Source organism: Mesorhizobium sp. Root554 (assembly GCF_001427025.1).
Taxonomy (GTDB): domain Bacteria; phylum Pseudomonadota; class Alphaproteobacteria; order Rhizobiales; family Rhizobiaceae; genus Mesorhizobium.
In genome coordinates this window covers 2,390,001-2,407,428 of sequence record NZ_LMGA01000001.1, presented here as the reverse complement: position 1 = coordinate 2,407,428, position 17,428 = coordinate 2,390,001, and the positions used below count along the sequence as shown (strand labels likewise).

General features: G+C 63.3%; 18 protein-coding genes and 1 tRNA gene. 13 read left to right on the top strand and 6 right to left on the bottom strand.

Annotated features, from left to right (window positions below; translation table 11 throughout):
* Positions 1-28 precede the first annotated feature (28 nt).
* A complete protein-coding gene (locus ASD44_RS11720; RefSeq protein WP_056111988.1) occupies positions 29-616 on the bottom strand; it encodes a YqaA family protein in 588 nt (195 codons plus the stop codon).
* A gap of 192 nt (positions 617-808) precedes the next feature.
* Between ASD44_RS11720 and ASD44_RS11715 the strand changes: the two genes are divergently transcribed.
* A tRNA-Leu gene (locus ASD44_RS11715) sits at positions 809-893 on the top strand.
* A gap of 30 nt (positions 894-923) precedes the next feature.
* Here ASD44_RS11715 and ASD44_RS11710 read toward each other — a convergent pair.
* The 3 genes from ASD44_RS11710 to secA all read right to left on the bottom strand — a co-directional run bounded on the left by ASD44_RS11710 (position 924) and on the right by secA (position 6,581).
* Positions 924-2,204: a GNAT family N-acetyltransferase gene (locus ASD44_RS11710; protein ID WP_056111985.1), complete on the bottom strand. Its 1,281-nt coding sequence runs from the start codon at positions 2,202-2,204 to the stop codon at positions 924-926.
* A complete protein-coding gene (locus tag ASD44_RS11705) occupies positions 2,204-3,604 on the bottom strand; it encodes a lipopolysaccharide biosynthesis protein (protein ID WP_056111982.1) in 1,401 nt (466 codons plus the stop codon). The genes ASD44_RS11710 and ASD44_RS11705 overlap by 1 nt, the downstream gene beginning before the upstream one ends.
* 250 nt (positions 3,605-3,854) lie before the next feature.
* Complete coding sequence (gene secA, locus ASD44_RS11700; RefSeq protein WP_056111979.1) at positions 3,855-6,581, bottom strand: preprotein translocase subunit SecA; 2,727 nt, start codon at positions 6,579-6,581, stop codon at positions 3,855-3,857.
* Between the two features lie 243 nt (positions 6,582-6,824).
* On the opposite strand from secA, the gene ASD44_RS11695 reads away from it, so the two are divergent.
* From ASD44_RS11695 to ASD44_RS18185, 6 genes are all read left to right on the top strand, one after another.
* Positions 6,825-7,742, top strand: a complete 918-nt coding sequence (locus ASD44_RS11695) for a peptidylprolyl isomerase (RefSeq protein WP_056111976.1) — start codon at positions 6,825-6,827, stop codon at positions 7,740-7,742.
* A 165-nt stretch (positions 7,743-7,907) separates the two neighbouring features.
* Positions 7,908-9,149 carry a bifunctional glutamate N-acetyltransferase/amino-acid acetyltransferase ArgJ gene (gene argJ / locus ASD44_RS11690; RefSeq protein WP_056111974.1) on the top strand — a complete coding sequence of 414 codons (1,242 nt, stop codon included), beginning with the start codon at positions 7,908-7,910 and terminating at the stop codon, positions 9,147-9,149.
* Positions 9,149-9,928 (top strand): GNAT family N-acetyltransferase, encoded by a 780-nt coding sequence (locus ASD44_RS11685; protein ID WP_056111970.1) that lies wholly within the window; start codon positions 9,149-9,151, stop codon positions 9,926-9,928. The genes argJ and ASD44_RS11685 overlap by 1 nt, the downstream gene beginning before the upstream one ends.
* A complete protein-coding gene (mutT, locus tag ASD44_RS11680) occupies positions 9,925-10,347 on the top strand; it encodes an 8-oxo-dGTP diphosphatase MutT (protein WP_156459835.1) in 423 nt (140 codons plus the stop codon). Before ASD44_RS11685 ends, mutT begins: the two co-directional genes overlap by 4 nt.
* Positions 10,348-10,442: 95 nt before the next feature.
* Positions 10,443-10,745 carry a hypothetical protein gene (locus ASD44_RS11675; RefSeq protein WP_056111968.1) on the top strand — a complete coding sequence of 101 codons (303 nt, stop codon included), beginning with the start codon at positions 10,443-10,445 and terminating at the stop codon, positions 10,743-10,745.
* A gap of 84 nt (positions 10,746-10,829) precedes the next feature.
* Positions 10,830-11,006, top strand: coding sequence for a Flp family type IVb pilin (locus ASD44_RS18185; protein ID WP_082542457.1), 177 nt, complete (start codon positions 10,830-10,832; stop codon positions 11,004-11,006).
* Positions 11,007-11,016: 10 nt separating this feature from the next.
* Here ASD44_RS18185 and ASD44_RS11670 read toward each other — a convergent pair whose 3' ends face one another.
* Positions 11,017-11,892 carry a methyltransferase domain-containing protein gene (locus ASD44_RS11670; protein ID WP_056111965.1) on the bottom strand — a complete coding sequence of 292 codons (876 nt, stop codon included), beginning with the start codon at positions 11,890-11,892 and terminating at the stop codon, positions 11,017-11,019.
* A 77-nt stretch (positions 11,893-11,969) separates the two neighbouring features.
* Here ASD44_RS11670 and ASD44_RS11665 point away from each other — a divergent pair, with 77 nt between their 5' ends.
* The 6 genes from ASD44_RS11665 to ASD44_RS11640 all read left to right on the top strand — a co-directional run bounded on the left by ASD44_RS11665 (position 11,970) and on the right by ASD44_RS11640 (position 16,347).
* Complete coding sequence (locus ASD44_RS11665; RefSeq protein WP_244478765.1) at positions 11,970-12,743, top strand: ComF family protein; 774 nt, start codon at positions 11,970-11,972, stop codon at positions 12,741-12,743.
* A gap of 30 nt (positions 12,744-12,773) precedes the next feature.
* The gene (gene grxC, locus ASD44_RS11660; protein WP_056111963.1) at positions 12,774-13,043 is read left to right on the top strand and encodes a glutaredoxin 3; all 270 of its coding nucleotides are present in this window, start codon (positions 12,774-12,776) and stop codon (positions 13,041-13,043) included.
* Between the two features lie 11 nt (positions 13,044-13,054).
* Entirely contained in the window at positions 13,055-13,924 is an 870-nt protein-coding gene (locus tag ASD44_RS11655; RefSeq protein WP_056111961.1) for a carbon-nitrogen hydrolase family protein, read from the top strand.
* Positions 13,921-14,346, top strand: coding sequence for a DUF1178 family protein (locus tag ASD44_RS11650; RefSeq protein WP_056111958.1), 426 nt, complete (start codon positions 13,921-13,923; stop codon positions 14,344-14,346). The genes ASD44_RS11655 and ASD44_RS11650 overlap by 4 nt, the downstream gene beginning before the upstream one ends.
* 80 nt (positions 14,347-14,426) lie before the next feature.
* On the top strand, positions 14,427-15,311 hold the full coding sequence (locus tag ASD44_RS11645) for a DMT family transporter (protein WP_056111955.1): 885 nt from the start codon (positions 14,427-14,429) through the stop codon (positions 15,309-15,311).
* 97 nt (positions 15,312-15,408) lie between these two features.
* The gene (locus ASD44_RS11640; RefSeq protein ID WP_056115975.1) at positions 15,409-16,347 is read left to right on the top strand and encodes a DUF6454 family protein; all 939 of its coding nucleotides are present in this window, start codon (positions 15,409-15,411) and stop codon (positions 16,345-16,347) included.
* Between the two features lie 58 nt (positions 16,348-16,405).
* Here ASD44_RS11640 and ubiG read toward each other — a convergent pair whose 3' ends face one another.
* Entirely contained in the window at positions 16,406-17,152 is a 747-nt protein-coding gene (ubiG, locus tag ASD44_RS11635) for a bifunctional 2-polyprenyl-6-hydroxyphenol methylase/3-demethylubiquinol 3-O-methyltransferase UbiG (protein ID WP_200946462.1), read from the bottom strand.
* Between the last annotated feature and the right edge of the window lie 276 nt (positions 17,153-17,428).

Below are 17,428 nucleotides of genomic sequence, written 5' to 3'. Positions count from 1 at the left end.
TGCGTTTCAGTCCAGTGGGCTGCGGTCGTCAGAGCATATAGTGGACGACCAGATAGAGCAGAATAAGGACGGCAGCGGCGACCCCGGCAATCATGCCCAGCCGCTTCTCGATGAAATCGCGTATCGGCTCGCCATATTTGCGCAGGAGCCAGGCCAAAAAGAGGAAACGCGCGCCGCGCGCCACGATCGCCGAGAGGATGAACCACGGAAGCGGAAAACCGATCACGCCGGCGAGGATGGTCACCACCTTGATCGGCGGCAGGTGGGCGAGGCCGGACGTGACCAGCATGAGGAGGATGATGCCGTCGCCGGAAGACAGGCGCAGCGCTTCGAATTCGTCGAATTTGCCGTAGAACTCCAGCACCGGTTTCGCCACCGCTTCATAGGCGTAGTGGCCAATGAACCAGCCGGCGATACCGCCGAGGACGGAGGCAATGGTGGCGACGACCGCATAGCGGTAGGCGCGGTCCGGCCGGGACAGGGCCATGGGCAGATAGAGCACGTCGGCAGGAACGAGAAAAACCGAGCTTTCGACAAAAGCGATGAAGGCCAGCCACCATTCGGCGGATTTCCTCGCCGCCAGCGACAAGGTCCAGTCGTACAGTCCGCGAAGCATGAGCCCCTCTTTCGATGCCGCCTGTCTAGGAAGATTTCTCGCGACGCACAATGCCACAGCGTTTCACGAATCCGACAGAGGCCTTGGCACGCCGTTATTGTCGCAGCCTATCCTTGCGCCGGCGCGACGCAGGCTGTTGACGAACAGGCCCGCAACCGTATAGTCCGCGCGCATCCGGACCACCCGGTCCGAGCCCCTATGGCGGAATTGGTAGACGCGCTCGACTCAAAATCGAGTTCCGCAAGGAGTGCTGGTTCGATCCCGGCTAGGGGCACCAATCTTTATTCCGCGCCAGTTCGCTTCGCTCCTATCGCCGCAGCAGGCTCCGGATCCTGTTGCGCACCAGCCGCGCCATGTTGCGGGTTTCGCGATAGAGGTGGAGCTGCGACGTCGCCTGCCGGGCCAGTCGATCTGTGTCAGGCGACAGGCCGACAACGAAGGTGCCGACCGGCCGGCGCTCGCTCCACAAGCGACTCATCACCGGATGGTCGGGCACAGCGCAGGAATCGGTCATGTCGATGTTCGGATCTTCGAGATGCTGCTTCGTTACCTCAATCATCAGCAGCGTGCCCGGCGAATAGGGCGCCAGGGTCTCGTCGTAGGCGGTCTTCCAGGTGTAGGCGACGCCGGCTTCGACGAAGACGATCAGGCTGGCGATGGTGCGGCCGGCCAAGGTCAGCGTGTGGATGCGGCACAGATCCTGTTCGGCAAGGCGATGGACGGCCTCGCGGGCGAAGGCGGCGCGGTAGCGGTCGATGGCCATGGCGGTGCGTTCGCGGCCCTTCCAGCCAGCGGCCTCCAGCGTCAGGAAGCTTTCGATGGCATGGCGGATTTCCTCCGGGCCGCGCGCCACCTTGTGCTCGAGGTCGCCGAGTTCGGCCAGCCGTCGCTTCAGCCGGCGGAATTCCCGATAGTGGTGCGCTCGCAGCGACTGTTTCAGATAGGTTTCGGCATCCAGTTCGCTTTGCAGGATCGGCCGCAGCGCCTCGCCGGTCGCGATGAGCGGCAGGCCGCGCGATTCCGCTACGGTCCTGAGCAGCGAGGCCATCGGCCCATCGAGAGGCACATCGGGAAGCACCAGCACCTTCGGCAGCCGCAGATGAGGCCTGGAAAGCATGGAGAAGAAATCCTCGACGACGCCGATTGGGTCGTCGCGGTCGATCAGAGGGGTTCCGACCGGACCGAACGGGCTTGACCATGTGCGCATGATCGAGACGCCGAGCGGTATGGCCGGCTTTTCCACCGAGAAGGGCACCAGCAGCCGCAGCCGGCTGCGGTGCTCGTCGCCGTCCCGGATCACCGCCAGCCGCACCTCGCGATCCTCCAGCCGAGGCATGGCCGGGGCAAGGAAGCGCGGGTTGAAGAAAACGTTCGGCTCGATCGTGCGGGCGCACAGATAGTCGAGTTCCTCGACCAGTTCGAATCCCGCGGAGGCCGGATAGATGGCGAGCGTCCGCTCCGGCCGGTTGCCCGCGAGACGTTCGATATGCGCCAGTTCGGCGACATCATAGGCAAGGCCGGCAAGGCCCGACACCATGGCGCCGGCCGGACCGCCGCTGCTTTCCTCGATCAGTGGGACGGCTGCCATCAGGCACCTCCTTTGGCGGGCATGAAGATGGCCATGACGATGCCGAGCCTGCGCCAGACGGTAAAGGAAAGGGCAGCGGCCTCGAACACCATCGAAAGCGCCGTCGCAATGGCCGCGCCCCATAGATGCAGATGCGGAATCAGCACAAAGCTCATGCCGATGTTCAACGCCAGCGTCAGGGCAAAGACCAGGGCGCAGATGTTCTGGTTGCCGCTCATGGTCAGCAGGCTCTCACAAGGCCCAACGGCGGAACGCGCGACGACACCGAGCACCAGTATGAACAACAGGGGATAGCCGGCCTCGAATTCGGGACCGAACAGGATCAGCATCGGCTTGCCGAGGGCAATCACCACCAGCCCCATCAGCACGGAGGGCCAGAAGGTCCACGTCACGGTCTCACGGGCAAAGGCGGCGAGCTTGGACGAGTCGCCATGGGTGAAGTGGGCGTAACGCTGGGCGACTCCCGCCTTCACGGCAAAATAGACGAAGTGGACCAGCGCCAGCGTCTTCACCGTGGCGAAATAGACGGCGACGTCGTCGGGATTGAGATAGAAGCCGACCATCAGAACGTCGGCATTGGTCAGCAGGAAGAAGAAGCTTTCGACCAGGAAGATCGGCAACGAGATCACGAACCATCTGGCGAAATCGATCTTCCTCGGGCCGGCAGGCGTCCGGGCGTGCATGCTTTGGGTGACGCCGACGAGCTGTGTAATCGTCGTGGCATAGGTGGCTGCGATGGTGGCCAGGATGGCGGTCCGCGCATCGGGAGCAAAGCCGCAAGCAAGCGCTATGCCCATGAGGGCGAGGATCAGGATCGGGCGCATGATATAGGTCGGCAGAAGCGCGAACATCGCCCAGGAATTGGCCCGCGAGATGCCCTGCATCAGATCCGACAGGGCGATCATCGGCAGGCAGAAGATGCCGAGCAGAAACGGCACCACATAGTAGTTCTCGAGCCATGGCGACAGCAGCCAGACGCTCAGCGCGCCGATCAGCGCGATCAGCGTGGACGCACCCAGAACGAAGAGCCGGCTCGCCAGCACGATGCCGCGCAGTTCGGCGATCATGCCGCGCTCGCGGAATTCGGGAATGAAGCGGATCACCGAGGTGTGGAAGCCGAGGCAGGACAGGCTGCCGACGATGACCATGGTCGTCCACACCAGCACGAAGATGCCGTATTCGAAAGAGCCCAGCCAGCGGGCCATCAGCACCTGGCTGACGAAAGCGATGAAAGCGCTGACGATACGGATGGAAAAGGCAATGAGCGAAACGCGTCCGGCTTCGCCGCGTTCATCGGCGGCGAACAGGATTGCATCGACGCGGCCCAGCAGCGGCCGGGCGCGCAGCGCAAGGCGCTGCGGCAGGAACCGCTCGGCTGTGGTGGCCGCGGAAAAGCGCACTCCGGTACTCTCCGTCTTCCGCTCAGTGTCGCCCGTTATCTAGCGAAAACACCTTAAGAAACGGTTGGGTAAGCCCTGACAATTGCCACTGTGGCGGCTCAGCTGACGGGGCCACGCCCCCATGTTCGAACTCGGCGGTGCGGATTGTAAAGCCGGAGAGCTTAGAGGCGAAAATGGCTTTCGGGGATGCGGACAAGATCACATGCCGCAAGGGACGGGCATCGACATTCGATGCCCGTCGGATCGCGCTTTACGCAAACGTGCCGTGGCAGTGCTTGTACTTCTTGCCTGAACCGCACGGGCAGGCCTCGTTTCGGCCGACCTTGCCCCATGTGGACGGATTGTTGGGATCGCGCTGCTCTGCCGGCACGACACGCGTGTCCTCCAGAACCGCTATCGCGGCGCCTTCGCCGAAATCATCCTCGCCGGTGGTTCCGTCGATATGGGAGCCGAACATGTCGGGGGCTTCCGGCGGCGGCGCATCGGCGGCCTGGCGCACCAGTTCGACGCGCATCAGCTGCGCCGTGACCGCATGGCGAAGATTGCCAAGCATGGCCTGGAACAGCTCGAAGGCCTCGCTCTTGTATTCGTTCAGCGGGTCGCGCTGGGCATAACCGCGGAAGCCGACGACGGAACGCAGATGGTCGAGGTTGACGATGTGCTCGCGCCACAGATGATCCAGCGTCTGCAGGACGACGGAGCGCTCGACATAGGTCATGACGTCGGGGCCGAAACGCTCGGCGCGGTCCTTGGCGGCGGCGTCGGCTGCCTCGGTGATGCGCTGGTGGATGTTGTCTTCGGCGATGCCTTCTTCCTTGGCCCAGTCCTCGATCGGCAGGTCGAGATTGAGCGATTCCTGCACATCGCTCTTGAGGCCGGCAATGTTCCACTGCTCGGCATAGGCGTTTTCGGGAATCGCCTTCGCGACGATTTCGTCGATCACGTCGTTGCGCATACCGGTAATCGTTTCGGTGAGGCTCTCGCCCTCCATCAATTCGATACGCTGCTCGAACACCACCTTGCGCTGGTCGTTGGAGACGTCGTCATATTTCAGGAGGTTCTTGCGGATGTCGAAATTGCGGGCCTCGACCTTCTTCTGCGCTTTTTCGAGCGCCTTGTTGATCCACGGGTGGATGATGGCCTCGTCTTCTTTCAGGCCGAGCTTCTGCAGCATGCCATCCATGCGCTCGGAGCCGAAGATGCGCATCAAATCGTCCTGCAAAGACAGGTAGAATTTCGAGCGGCCGGGATCGCCCTGACGACCGGAGCGGCCGCGGAGCTGGTTGTCGATGCGGCGCGATTCATGGCGTTCGGTGGCGAGAACGTAGAGACCGCCGGCGGCCAGCGCCTGTTCCTTGAGTTTCTGGATATCGGCGCGAATGGCGGCTTCCTGGGCGTCGCGCTCAGGACCCGCCGGCATATCCGCCAGTTCCCGCTCTATGCGCATTTCGGCATTGCCGCCGAGTTGGATGTCGGTGCCGCGGCCGGCCATGTTGGTGGCGATCGTGACGGAGCCGGGAACGCCGGCCTGGGCGACGATGGAGGCTTCCTGCTCGTGGTGGCGGGCGTTGAGGACCTGGAAATTCTTCAGGCCTTCCTTGCGAAGACGTTCGGCCAGCAGCTCGGACTTCTCGATCGACGTGGTGCCGACCAGCGTCGGCTGGCCCTTGGCGTGGGCTGCCTTGATCTCGGCGACGATCGCCTTGTACTTCTCTTCGACCGTCCGGTAGACCTCGTCGTCCTCGTCGAGACGCTGGACGGGAAGGTTGGTGGGGACTTCCGTCACCTCCAGACCGTAGATGTTGCCGAATTCCTCGGCTTCCGTCAGCGCCGTGCCGGTCATGCCGGAGAGCTTCTTGTACATGCGGAAGTAATTCTGGAAGGTCACCGACGCCAGCGTCTGGTTTTCCGGCTGGATGGAGACATGTTCCTTGGCTTCCAGCGCCTGGTGCAGGCCTTCCGAATAGCGGCGGCCCGGCATCATGCGGCCGGTGAACTCGTCGATGATGACGATCTCGTCATTGCGGACGATGTAGTCGCGATCCTTCTGGAAAAGCCGATGCGCCTTCAAGGCATTGTTGACGTGGTGAACAATGGCGACGTTCTCGACGTCGTAAAGCGATTCACCCTTCAGGTGGCCAGCGGCGCGAAGCAGGTTTTCCAGTTTTTCGGTGCCGTCCTCGGTAAAGATGGCGGTCTTCTGCTTCTCGTCGACTTCGTAATCTTCCGGTCCCAACTGCAGAATGAACGCGTCGATCGTGGTGTACATTTCCGACCGGTCCTCAAGCGGACCGGAGATGATCAGCGGCGTGCGCGCCTCGTCGATCAGAATGGAATCGACTTCGTCGACGATGGCGTAGTTGTGGGGGCGCTGCACCATCTGGGCGCGCTCGTACTTCATATTGTCGCGCAAATAGTCGAAGCCGAGCTCGTTGTTGGTGGCGTAGGTCACGTCGCAGGCATAGGCGTCGCGGCGCTCCTCGTCCGACAGGCCGTGGACGATGATGCCGACGGTGAGGCCGAGGAATTTGTAGATGCGGCCCATCCATTCGGCGTCACGCTTCGCCAGGTAGTCATTGACGGTGACGACGTGGACGCCCTTGCCGGCCAGCGCGTTGAGATAGACCGGAAGCGTGGCGACCAGCGTCTTGCCCTCGCCGGTGCGCATTTCGGCGATGCCGCCATTGTGCAGCACCATGCCGCCGATGAGCTGGACATCGAACGGGCGCATGCCCAGCACCCGGCGCGCGGCCTCGCGGGCGGTGGCGAAGGCGGGAACCAGCAAATCGTCGAGGGAAGCGCCGTTGGCGAGTTCTTCGCGGAATTTGGCGGTGCGGGCGACGAGGTCGGCGTCCGACAGGGCCCGCATCTCGCTTTCCATCGCATTGATCGCCTCGATGCGGGGCTTGGTCGCCTTGACGCGACGATCGTTGGAGGATCCGAACACTTTACGGGCGAGGCCGCCAAGACTGACCATTAAATGGTCCTTTCGATTGCGTTCCCGGGGTCGGGCGACAGGCACACGCTGCACCCAGTCAAGCCCGCATGGAAACGGAGGAAACACCAAAAGCGCCCGGAACAGTTCTGGACGCAAAGTCGTTGGACAGATAAGAGGGGCCACAATCGATGTCAACGCTGCGTTATCCGGGCCTGAAACGCCTAATTTCGCCACATTCGGGCTGATCTCAGAACCCGACAATTCCCATCGGAGTCCCAATCCATGTCCCTTTCCACCCGCCGCACGCCGATTGTCGGCCTCTTTCTGGCTGCCGGACTGTCGGCTTTGCTGCTGACGCCGGCAACGGCTCAGGACGCCGCTCCAGCGAAACCAGCCGAAGCCGCGCCAGCCCCGGCCGCCATCGACCCAGGCACTGTTGTTGCGACCGTCAACGGCAAGCCGGTCACCGAAGCCGACCTTTCGCTGGCAGAAGGCGAGCTTGCCAAGCAGTTCGCGCAGTTGCCGGCCGAACAGCGCCGCGCTGCCGCCCTTTCCGCCGCCATCGAAATCAAGGTCCTTGCCGCCAAGGCGGTCACCGACGGTCTCGACAAGGAGCCGGACTTCCAGCGCCGCGCCGCGTTCCTGCAGGAGCGCGCGCTGCATGGCGAGATGGTCGAAAAGGAAGTGGTCGGCAAGATCACCGATGCCGAAGTCCGCGCCCGCTACGACAAGGAAATCGCCGACACGCCGCCCGTCAACGAGGTCCATGCCCGTCACATTCTCGTGAAGACCAAGGAAGAGGCGCAGGCCATCATCAAGGAACTGGATGGCGGCGCCAAGTTCGAGGATCTCGCCAACAAGCATACGAGCGATCCGAGCGGCAAGACCAATGGCGGCGACCTCGGTTATTTCGCGCCAGGCCAGATGGTGCCCGAGTTCGACAAGGCCGCGCAGGCTCTGGCTGTCGGCGCCTACACCAAGGAGCCGATCCAGACGCAGTTCGGCTGGCACGTGATCAAGGTGGAAGACAAGCGCGCCCAGCAGCCGCCGGCTTTCGAGCAGGTGAAGGACCAGGCGCGTTCGGCCGTCATCCGCGACAGGTATTTCGCGCTGGTCAAGGAACTGCGCGGCGCCGCCAAGGTCGAGATACCTGATCCGGCGTTGAAGAAGGCCGTCGATGAGGCCGAAGGCGCGAAATAATCGTTTCTTTGTGGAATTCCAAAGGGGCGGTGCCGTCAGGCGCCGCCCTTTTTGATTCCCCTTGCCGATGACCAGCGAGTGCCCCGGAGCCGAGCGTTTTCGCCTTGCGCCGGCGCGCGCTATCGGGCAAACCGGCTTGCTTCAAGAATTCGCGCCGAGGCCCCGATGTCCACTGCCGTTTCCCCGCTTGCGCCAAAGAAATACCCCAAAATGCCGGCCATCGAAGGCGTGCGCATGGCCACCGCCGAGGCAGGTATCAAGTACCGCGACCGCACCGACCTGCTGGCGATGGTGTTCGATCCGGGCACGACGGTGGCAGGCGTCTTTACCCGTTCCAAATGTCCTTCGGCGCCGGTGGACTTCTGCCGCCAGAACCTGACCGCCGGCAAGGCGCGGGTGCTGATCGTCAATTCCGGCAACGCCAACGCTTTCACCGGCAAGAAGGGCCGTGACTCCACCGCCATGACCGCCAAGGCGGCCGCGAATGCCGCCGGATGCGCGGCGGGCGACGTGTTTCTTGCCTCGACCGGAGTGATCGGCGAGCCGCTGGATGCCGGCAAATTCAGTCATCTGCTGAAAGGACTTCTCGCCGGAGCCGAGCCTGGTGGATGGACCGAGGCAGCCAAGGCGATCATGACGACGGACACCTATCCCAAGGTCGCGACGGCCACCGTCTCGCTCGGTGGGACAGACGTGACCATCAACGGCATCGCCAAGGGCGCTGGCATGATCGCACCCGACATGGCGACCATGCTGTCCTTCGTGGCCACGGATGCGCCGATCGCGGCGCCGGTGCTGCAGGATTTGCTGTCGCGAGCCGTCGGCAAGACCTTCAACGCCGTTACCGTCGATAGCGACACGTCGACCAGCGACACGCTGCTGCTATTCGCCACCGGGGCGGCTTCGAAGCGTGGCGCGCCGCGCATAGAGGACGCCAAGGATCCGCAACTTGGCGCTTTCAGGCGGGCGCTCGGAAAAATCCTCAAGCAACTGGCGCTGCAGGTGGTGCGTGATGGCGAAGGCGCACGCAAGCAGATCGAAGTAACCGTCACCGGCGCGAAGTCGGCGCGCTCGGCCAAGCGCATCGCGCTTTCCATCGCCAATTCGCCGCTGGTGAAGACGGCCGTGGCCGGCGAGGACGCCAATTGGGGCCGCGTGGTCATGGCAGTCGGCAAGGCCGGCGAGCCCGCCGACCGCGACCGGCTGTCGATCTGGTTCGGCGACAACCGCCTGGCGCATGAAGGCGAACGCGACCCGGCCTATTCCGAGGAAAAGACCTCGGCCTATATGAAGCGCGACGAGATACGCATAGTGGCCGATATCGGCATCGGCCGTGGCAAGGCCACGGTGTGGACCTGCGACCTGACGAAGGAGTATGTCGCCATCAATGGCGACTACAGGAGCTGATGGATTTGAGTTCGGCCCATCCTGCCAGCGTTCTCGCCACAGTGAGGCGCTACGAAGCCGCGGGCTTCCGCGCCTGGCCTGCCGCGGCAGTGCATTATGACGGAACCTGGGTGGTGCGATTGACGGCTGGCCATCCGGCCAAGCGCCTCAATTCGGTGAACCCGCTCGATCCGAGCGACGTCCATCATCTGCCCGACCGCATCGCGCGCGCCAGCCGGCGTTTCGAAGCCTATGGCCGTCCGCTGACGTTCCGTCTGTCGCCGCTGGCCGGTCCGGAAGTTTCCGCCTTTATGGACAGCGAGGGCTGGAGCCGCTTCGACGAGTCTCTGGTCATGCGGATGCCGCTCGGCAATGCGCCAGTCGATGATGCGCTCGACCAGATACCGCTCAAGGATATCAGCCGTTTCGTCAGTGCCTCGCTCAAGGTGCGCGATCTCGAACGGTCCTTGCGGGCTGGTCTTTCGGAAATCATCGGAGCGATCCAGCCGGAAGCCGGCCTGTTCGCGCTGGAGCAGGATGGCGAGGCGCTAGCGACGCTGATCTGCGTTCATGACGGCGATCTCGCGGGGCTGTTCGAAATCGGCACGGACAAGGCGGTGCGCAATCGGGGCCATGGCCGCCGGCTCACCCTTTCGGCGTTGAAATGGGCGCGGCTGCGCGGCGCCCGCCAGGCCTGGCTGCAGGTCGAGGCCGACAATGCGCCGGCTTTGGCGCTTTACCGTTCGCTCGGCTTCGAGGAAGTCTATCGCTACCACTACCGCCGCCCGGCGGGAGCGTGAGCAACTTGTCGTCCAGCGGCAGACGCCTGCTTCTGGTAACCGCATGCGCGCTGATCGACGCCGACGGACGGGTGCTGATCGCGCAGCGGCCTGAGGGGAAGCAACTGGCCGGCCTGTGGGAGTTTCCCGGCGGCAAGGTGGAGCCGGGCGAAACGCCGGAGGAGTGCCTCATCCGCGAGTTGCGCGAGGAGATCGGCGTCGAGACCCAGGCAGCCTGCCTGGCACCGCTGACCTTCGCCAGCCACAGCTATGACGACTTCCACCTGCTGATGCCGCTCTATGTCTGCCGCCGCTATAGCGGCATCCCACGGCCTCTGGAAGCGCAGGCGCTGAAATGGGTGCGGCCAAAGCAATTGCGGGATTATCCGATGCCGCCGGCGGACGCGCCGCTGATCCCGTTCCTGATCGACCTGCTTTGATCGGACCGGCAGCGTTAATCGAAGATTTATATTGCTATGAAAAATTGAACGAAAAGGCTTGCCGGTCGGCAGCGCCGTTTCGCGAAGGTGGTTGCATGAGCCTCGACAAGGACTGGGATTCGATCCGGCCCGACCGTTCATTCCGGGCTGGCATGGGCGTCCTGCGTATCGCGCTGCTTTTCGGTTCGACGGCGATTGCGGTGGCGCTGATGGCCATTCCCTATCTTGAGGGCAAAAAGGACCAGGTCATCGCGCGGAATCCGGCGGGGCTGGACATGATGGCGACCGGTTCGATCCGCAGTGACAACACCTACACCGTGCGGCGCAGCGTGCTGCAGCCATCGCCGGGTTCTGTCTGCATCATCCGTGACAACGGCAGCCGCAGCGGAGAATGCTGACGGTTTCGCTCATCGCCTGTTAAGGCTGATCCGTTAACTTTCCTTAACGGCTTTCTTCTATCGTCGTGGACAGAGGAAATTCCGATGAGCTTGTTGCAACGATTTTTGCAGGATGAAAAAGGTGCGACGGCCATAGAATATGGTATGATCGCGGCCTTGATTGCATTGGCGATCGTCGTGGGTGTTGGCGCTGTCGGTCAGCAGGTCACCCAGCTCTGGAACGGCAACGACAGCGAAATCCGCAAGGCCTTTAACAAATAAGCTCTTGCACTCAACGCCGAGCAGGCGGGTTTTCCAGGATATCCTTGAGCGAAACTTTGGCCGAGCCGGGTTTCAACGGTTTCTGCTGCGACGGATCGGGCGCCCAGCCGGACATCCAGACAATCGAGAAGGTGGCGCGCACACGCCCGTCGGGATCGGAAAAGCGCTCGGCGTAGATTTCGGCCGCACGCGCGAACAGTCGTCGCGTCGCCGGCTTGCGCGGCCGGTCGACGAGAACGCTGGTTTCCCCCATGGCGCGCAGATCGGCCATCAGGTGAAACAAGGTGTCGTAGCGAACGGTAACGGTTTCGGTGTCGGTGACAGGCAGGGCAAATCCTGCGCGCTGCAGTAGCGCTCCCGCATCGCGGACGTCGGCGAAGGGAATGACCCGAGGGCTGGCGCCGCCTGCAAGTTCCGTCTCGGCGGCAAGAAGGCTTTCGCGCAGCTCAGCCAATGTGCCGGCCCCCGCCATGGCGCCGAGGAACAAGCCGTCCGGCCTCAGCGCGCGGCGGATTTGCGCCAGCATTCCCGGAATGTCGTTCATCGACTGCAAGGACAGGATCGAAACCGCCAGATCGAGTTCACCGGGCTGGAACGGCGCGGTCTCGAAGGGCGCGACATCACCTTCGGCGCCGGCAAGGAAAGCCGGGTCGGCTTCGATTCGCCTTACCTTTTCCACTTTGCCGCTTGCAGCGAGCACCGCGCCGGCGTCGGCGGTCTGGCAGTATAGCGTCGCCGCGTTTTCGAAGGTCCTTTCGACCGCGGAGAGCCGGTCGCCAAGGTCCTCGGCGACGCGCCGCATCAGGAAATCCGCCCCGTTCGTCATGCGCGCGAGGGCGTGGCGCTTGCGTTGCAGCCAGAGTGGCGTGTCGAGAAGTGGCTGCACTGTGCGGTTTCCGTCGTCTGTTTCGCAAGGCCATGAAAGGCTTTAAGGTGGCTGAAGACAATCAGGTGGCCGATCGGATGGCTGAGATCAAGAGCCTTGCGGGCAATGCGCTCCGTTTGCCAATGCGGCTTCTGTTTCCTCCGGTCTGTGCGGGGTGCCGGCGGCATGTCTCGCAGCCGGGCGTGCTGTGTGGCGAATGCTGGCCGAAACTACGGATGCTGGAAAGGCCGTGGTGCCCCGTGATGGGCACGCCGTTCATCCACGACATGGGCGAGGGCTTCCTTTCCGCCGAAGCGATCGCCGATCCGCCGCCGTTCGAGCGGGCGCGGGCTGCCGTCGTCTACTGCGGCGTGGCGCGGCAGATGGTCCAGGGCCTGAAGTATCAGGACCGCACCGACCTTGCGCCCTGGATGGGGCGATGGATGATGCGCGCCGGGCGGGAGCTGATGGAAGAAGCCGAGGTGATCGTGCCAGTGCCCTTGCACTGGCGACGCTTCTTCAAGCGGCAGTTCAATCAGTCCGCAGAGCTTGGGCGCGCGCTCTCGCAACTCTCCGCCGTGCCGTTCAGGCCGTCGGCCTTGCGGCGCGTCAAGCTCACCCGCCAGCAGGTCGGGCTCGAACGGCGCGAGCGCGAGGAAAACGTGCGTGCGGCCTTCCAGGTGCCACCCGAGATGGAGATCGAGATCGCAGGCCGGCGGGTTCTGCTGGTGGATGACGTCTACACGACCGGCGCCACGGCGCGCTCCGCCAGCAAGGCGCTGCGAAAGGCGGGCGCGGGCGCCGTCGATGTGCTGACCTTCGCGCGCGTGCTTCCAGGGGACTTCCGGCCTGACGACTCCGCCACTATATAATTGGGCAAGACGAGACAGGATTGCTGACCCATGGCTGACGTGACGATCTATACGCGCATGATGTGCGGCTACTGCGCCGCCGCCAAGCGGCTCCTCGACAGAAAGGGCGTCGTCTACACGGAGAACGACGCGTCGTTTTCACAGGAGCTGCGCCAGGAAATGATCCAGCGCGCCCATGGGCGTTCGACCTTCCCGCAGATATTCATCGGCGACGTGCATGTCGGCGGCTGCGACGATCTTCATGCGCTCGAAGAGCAGGGCCGGCTGGATGCGCTGCTTGCCAATGGCAAGCTGAGCTGAGTGGAGTTGGCATGACCATCCTGAAAGCAGCGGCGATCCAGATGCGCTCCGGCAAGGACCCGCGGCGCAACAGCGCCGATATGGCGGGCATGGTGCGGGAAGCGGCCGCGAAAGGCGCGACCTACATACAGACACCGGAAATGACTGGCGCCCTGTTGCGCGACAAGGAAGCAAGAGCATCCGTCTTCACGTCCGAAGACCAGGACGTGATTGTTACAACTGCGCGGCAGTTGGCCAGCGAGCTTGGCGTTTTCCTGCATATAGGCTCGACTGCGATCCTGCGCGCAGACGGCAAGCTGGCGAACCGGGCCTTCCTCTTCGGGCCGGACGGGTCGACGCTTGCCACCTATGACAAGATCCACATGTTCGACGTCGATCTCGACAATGGCGAAAGCTGGCGGGAATCCTCAGCCTATGAGCCGGGCACGCAAGCGGTTGTGACTTCGCTCGGCGCGGCCAGGCTTGGCTTCGCCGTCTGCTACGATCTGCGCTTCCCGCAACTGTTCCGGGCCGAAGCCTTGTCCGGCGCCGACATCCTGACTGTTCCCGCCGCCTTCACGCGCCAGACCGGCGAGGCGCACTGGCATGTGCTGCTGCGCGCCCGCGCTATCGAAAATGGCGCGTTCGTGATTGCCGCCGCCCAAGGTGGATTGCATGAAGACGGCCGCGAAACGTATGGCCACTCTCTGATCGTCGATCCATGGGGACGCATCGTCGCCGAGGCCGATCATGACGAACCGGCGGTGATCGTGGCCGAGATCGACCTGTCGCAATCCACGGCGGCGCGGCGCAAGATTCCAAACCTGAAGAACGCGCGCGATTTTTCCGCCACCAGCGACATCGGCGGCGAAGCCCCGCCGATGCGGGGAGCCGCATCGTGATCCGTTTTTCGCTGATCTGCGAACGGGAGCACGAGTTCGAGGCGTGGTTCCGCTCCAATGACGATTTCGATGCGCAGAAGAAGCGCGGTCTGGTGGACTGTCCTTCCTGCGGGTCGCACAAGGTCGAGAAGGCGCTGATGGCTCCGGCGGTCTCGACCAGTCGGAAGCAGGAAAAGGTTGCGCTTGCCGTCGGCGATGAGCAGCGCAAGATGATGGCGCAGCTCAAGGCGCTGTCGGAGAAGGTGCGGGAAAACTCCGAATATGTCGGCGAAAAATTCGCCGAGGAAGCCCGCAAGATTCATTTCGGCGAAACGGATGCGCGCGGCATCTATGGCGAAGCGACGCTCGACGAGGCCAAGGGCCTGGCGGAGGACGGTGTCGAATTCATGCCACTGCCGATATTCCCGGACGACCGGAACTGACTGGGCGAGCCTCGAAGGCAGCAGCTCTGGCACAATCGCCCCGGCTTTCTTCCCCTGCCGTTGCGCGCTAATCACCCGGCATGAATCTGATCTGGGGCTCGGCGCCCGCCCTTCTCATCATCACCGGCACGCTGCTCGGCTTGACGCTGCCGTTCGGCAAGCTTGCTACCATGGCGGGAGTGCCGGCGATGGTCTGGGCCTTCGTCATCTCCTTCGGCGCCGGCGGCGTGCTGCTTCTGGCCATGCTGGCGCGCCGCGAGAGAATGCGCCTGACGCCGCACCGGCTGCGTTATTTCTTCGTCACGGCGGCGGTATCCTATGCCATCCCCAATCTGCTGATGTTCTCGGCCATCCCGCATCTCGGCGCCGGCTATACCGGCATCATGTTCACGCTTTCGCCAGTGATCACCCTGGTGTTTTCGATCCTGCTGCAGGTGCGCCGGCCGAACCTGCTCGGCGTCATCGGCATTGCGGTCGGTTTCGCCGGCGCGGTCATGGTGACGCTCACCCGAGGCGAGGCCGGGGAGCCCGCCCACTTTTTCTGGGTGGCGATGGGGCTGCTCATTCCGGTCAGCCTGGCGGCTGGCAACATCTACCGCACGGTGGATTGGCCTGAAGGCACGGGGCCGATCGAGCTTGCCGTCGGCAGCCATCTCGCTTCGGCGGCGATGCTGCTTGCGGGCATATTGCTTCTGCTCGGCCCGAACGGTTTCCACCATCTGGCCGACGTTCCGGCGGTGACGGCCGGACAGGTCGCCTCGGCGGCGCTGATGTTCGTTTTCTTCTTTCGCCTGCAGGCGGCCGGCGGCCCGGTCTATCTCAGCCAGATCGGCTATGTCGGCGCAGCCGTGGGCCTGATCGCCGGTACGCTGGCGCTGGGTGAGCATTACCGGCTGCTGACATGGCTCGGCGCCGCGATCATCGTCGTCGGGGTGGTCATCACCACCAAGGCGCAGTCGAGATAGGACGCGTCTTTACGCCGGCACGCAAACGGGCGCACCGTCATCTTGCCGACAAGGACTGCTCCTAGGCTTCGCCGGTCTGTAGAGGAGGTCGATGACGATGAAAGCGAAGATTCTTCTTGTTGCCGCCGCGGCCATGTTTGGCAGCTACGCCGCTCATGCGGCCGATGTGGGCGACGCGGTCATGCAGCTGACGCGCGGCACGAAATGGAAGCCTGCCGGCGAGCTCGCCATCCAGTTTCCAACGTTTCATCCGCAAGGCATGGTGAAGATCGGCGACGAATTCTTCGTCTCGTCGGTCGAAATCCTGAAGCCGACGACAAAATACTCGAAGCCGAAGGATGGCTACGACCGGGATACCGGGGAAGGCAAAGGCCATCTGTTCAGGATATCGAAGGATGGCAAGCTGCTGGCCGACCTGCCGCTCGGCGAAGGCACGGTCTATCATCCCGGCGGCATCGACTATGACGGCAAATACATTTGGGTGCCGGTCGCCGAATATCGTCCGAACAGCCAGTCGATCGTCTATCGCGTCGATCCGCACACGATGAAGGCGGAGGAGGTCTTTCGTTTCAAGGACCATGTCGGCGGCATCGTGCACGACACCGAGGGCAAGGCGCTGCATGGCGTCAGCTGGGGCTCGCGGCGGCTCTATCAATGGCCGCTCGGCGACGACGGCAAGATCACCAATGCCGACGCCAAACCGGAAGACCTACGGGTCGCCAACCCGTCGCAATATATCGACTTCCAGGACTGCCATTATGCCGGCGCCAGCCGAATGCTGTGCTCCGGCCTCAATGCCTACAAGATCAAGCCTGACGCCGAGCCGTTCCGCCTCGGCGGCATGGAACTGGTCAGCCTGAAGGACAATCGTCCGCTCTGGCAGGTTCCGGTGGAGCAATGGGCGCCGTCCGGCCTGCCGATGACGCAGAACCCGTTCTTCGTGGAGACCACGGATGCGGGTCTTCGCGCCCATTTCATGCCTGACGACGAAAAGTCGACGCTGTTCACCTTCGATGTGGATCTGAAGGGCAAGTAGAGGCTTCCGGAACCGAAGCCAGGAACTGGCCGCCTGGTTGGCGGCCAGTTCGAACGCCTCATCCGGCTTTCTCGGCCAGCACCATGTAGTTGACGTCCATGTCCTTCGAGATTTGCCAGCGGTCGCCAAGCAGATTGTAGACGACGCCGGTGCGGTCGATCATGGTCAGGCCGGACGCGGTCAGCGCCCGCTCAAGTTCTTCCGGGCGCACCAGCTTGCCGAACTGATGCGTGCCGCGCGGCAGCCAGCGCAGCACGTATTCGGCGCCGACGATCGCCAGCCCCAGCGCCTTCAGCGTGCGGTTGATGGTGGCAACGAACATGATGCCGCCTGGTTTCACCATCTGGGCGCATTTGTCGATGAACAGGCCGATGTCGGCGACGTGCTCGACCACTTCCATGTTCAGGATGACGTCGAACTTTTCCCCGGCCTCGGCGAGGTCCTCGGCGGTGGTCGCGCGATAGTCGATGGTCACACCGGCTTCGGCGGCGTGGAGCTTCGCCACTTCGATGTTGGTGGTGGACGCGTCTGCGCCGACGATCTCGGCGCCCAGACGCGCCATCGGTTCGCAAAGGAGGCCGCCACCACAGCCGATGTCGAGGAAGCGCAGGCCCTTGAACGGCTGGGCGGCGCGCGGGTCGCGCCCGAAGCGGGCTGCGACCTGGTCGCGGATGTAGGCGAGGCGGACCGGATTGAACTTGTGCAGCGGGCGGAACTTGCCGTTCGGGTTCCACCATTCGGCGGCGAGCGCCGAAAACCGCTCGACTTCCGCGGCATCGATTGTCGATCGCCCTGTTTGTGACAACCTGGGTTCAGCCATGCCAATCTCCTCGAAGGCCCTAGGAAGTCGGGTTTGCCACCCTGATTGTCAAGGCGGCAAATTCGGCTTGCTGACATGAGCTGTCGAGCCGCCAGTTCATTCTCGACCGGGGTATTTCCTAGCTGGCCTTTTGCAGATTGACCCCGGCGCGGCATGGCGACGCCTTGCGAAACATTTTCCGTTTGGCTATGGAGCGCGCATTCAGCGCTCCTGCAAAGGAGGCCGCTCTTTCCACCGTTTCACCAAAGGCATTTTCGTCCC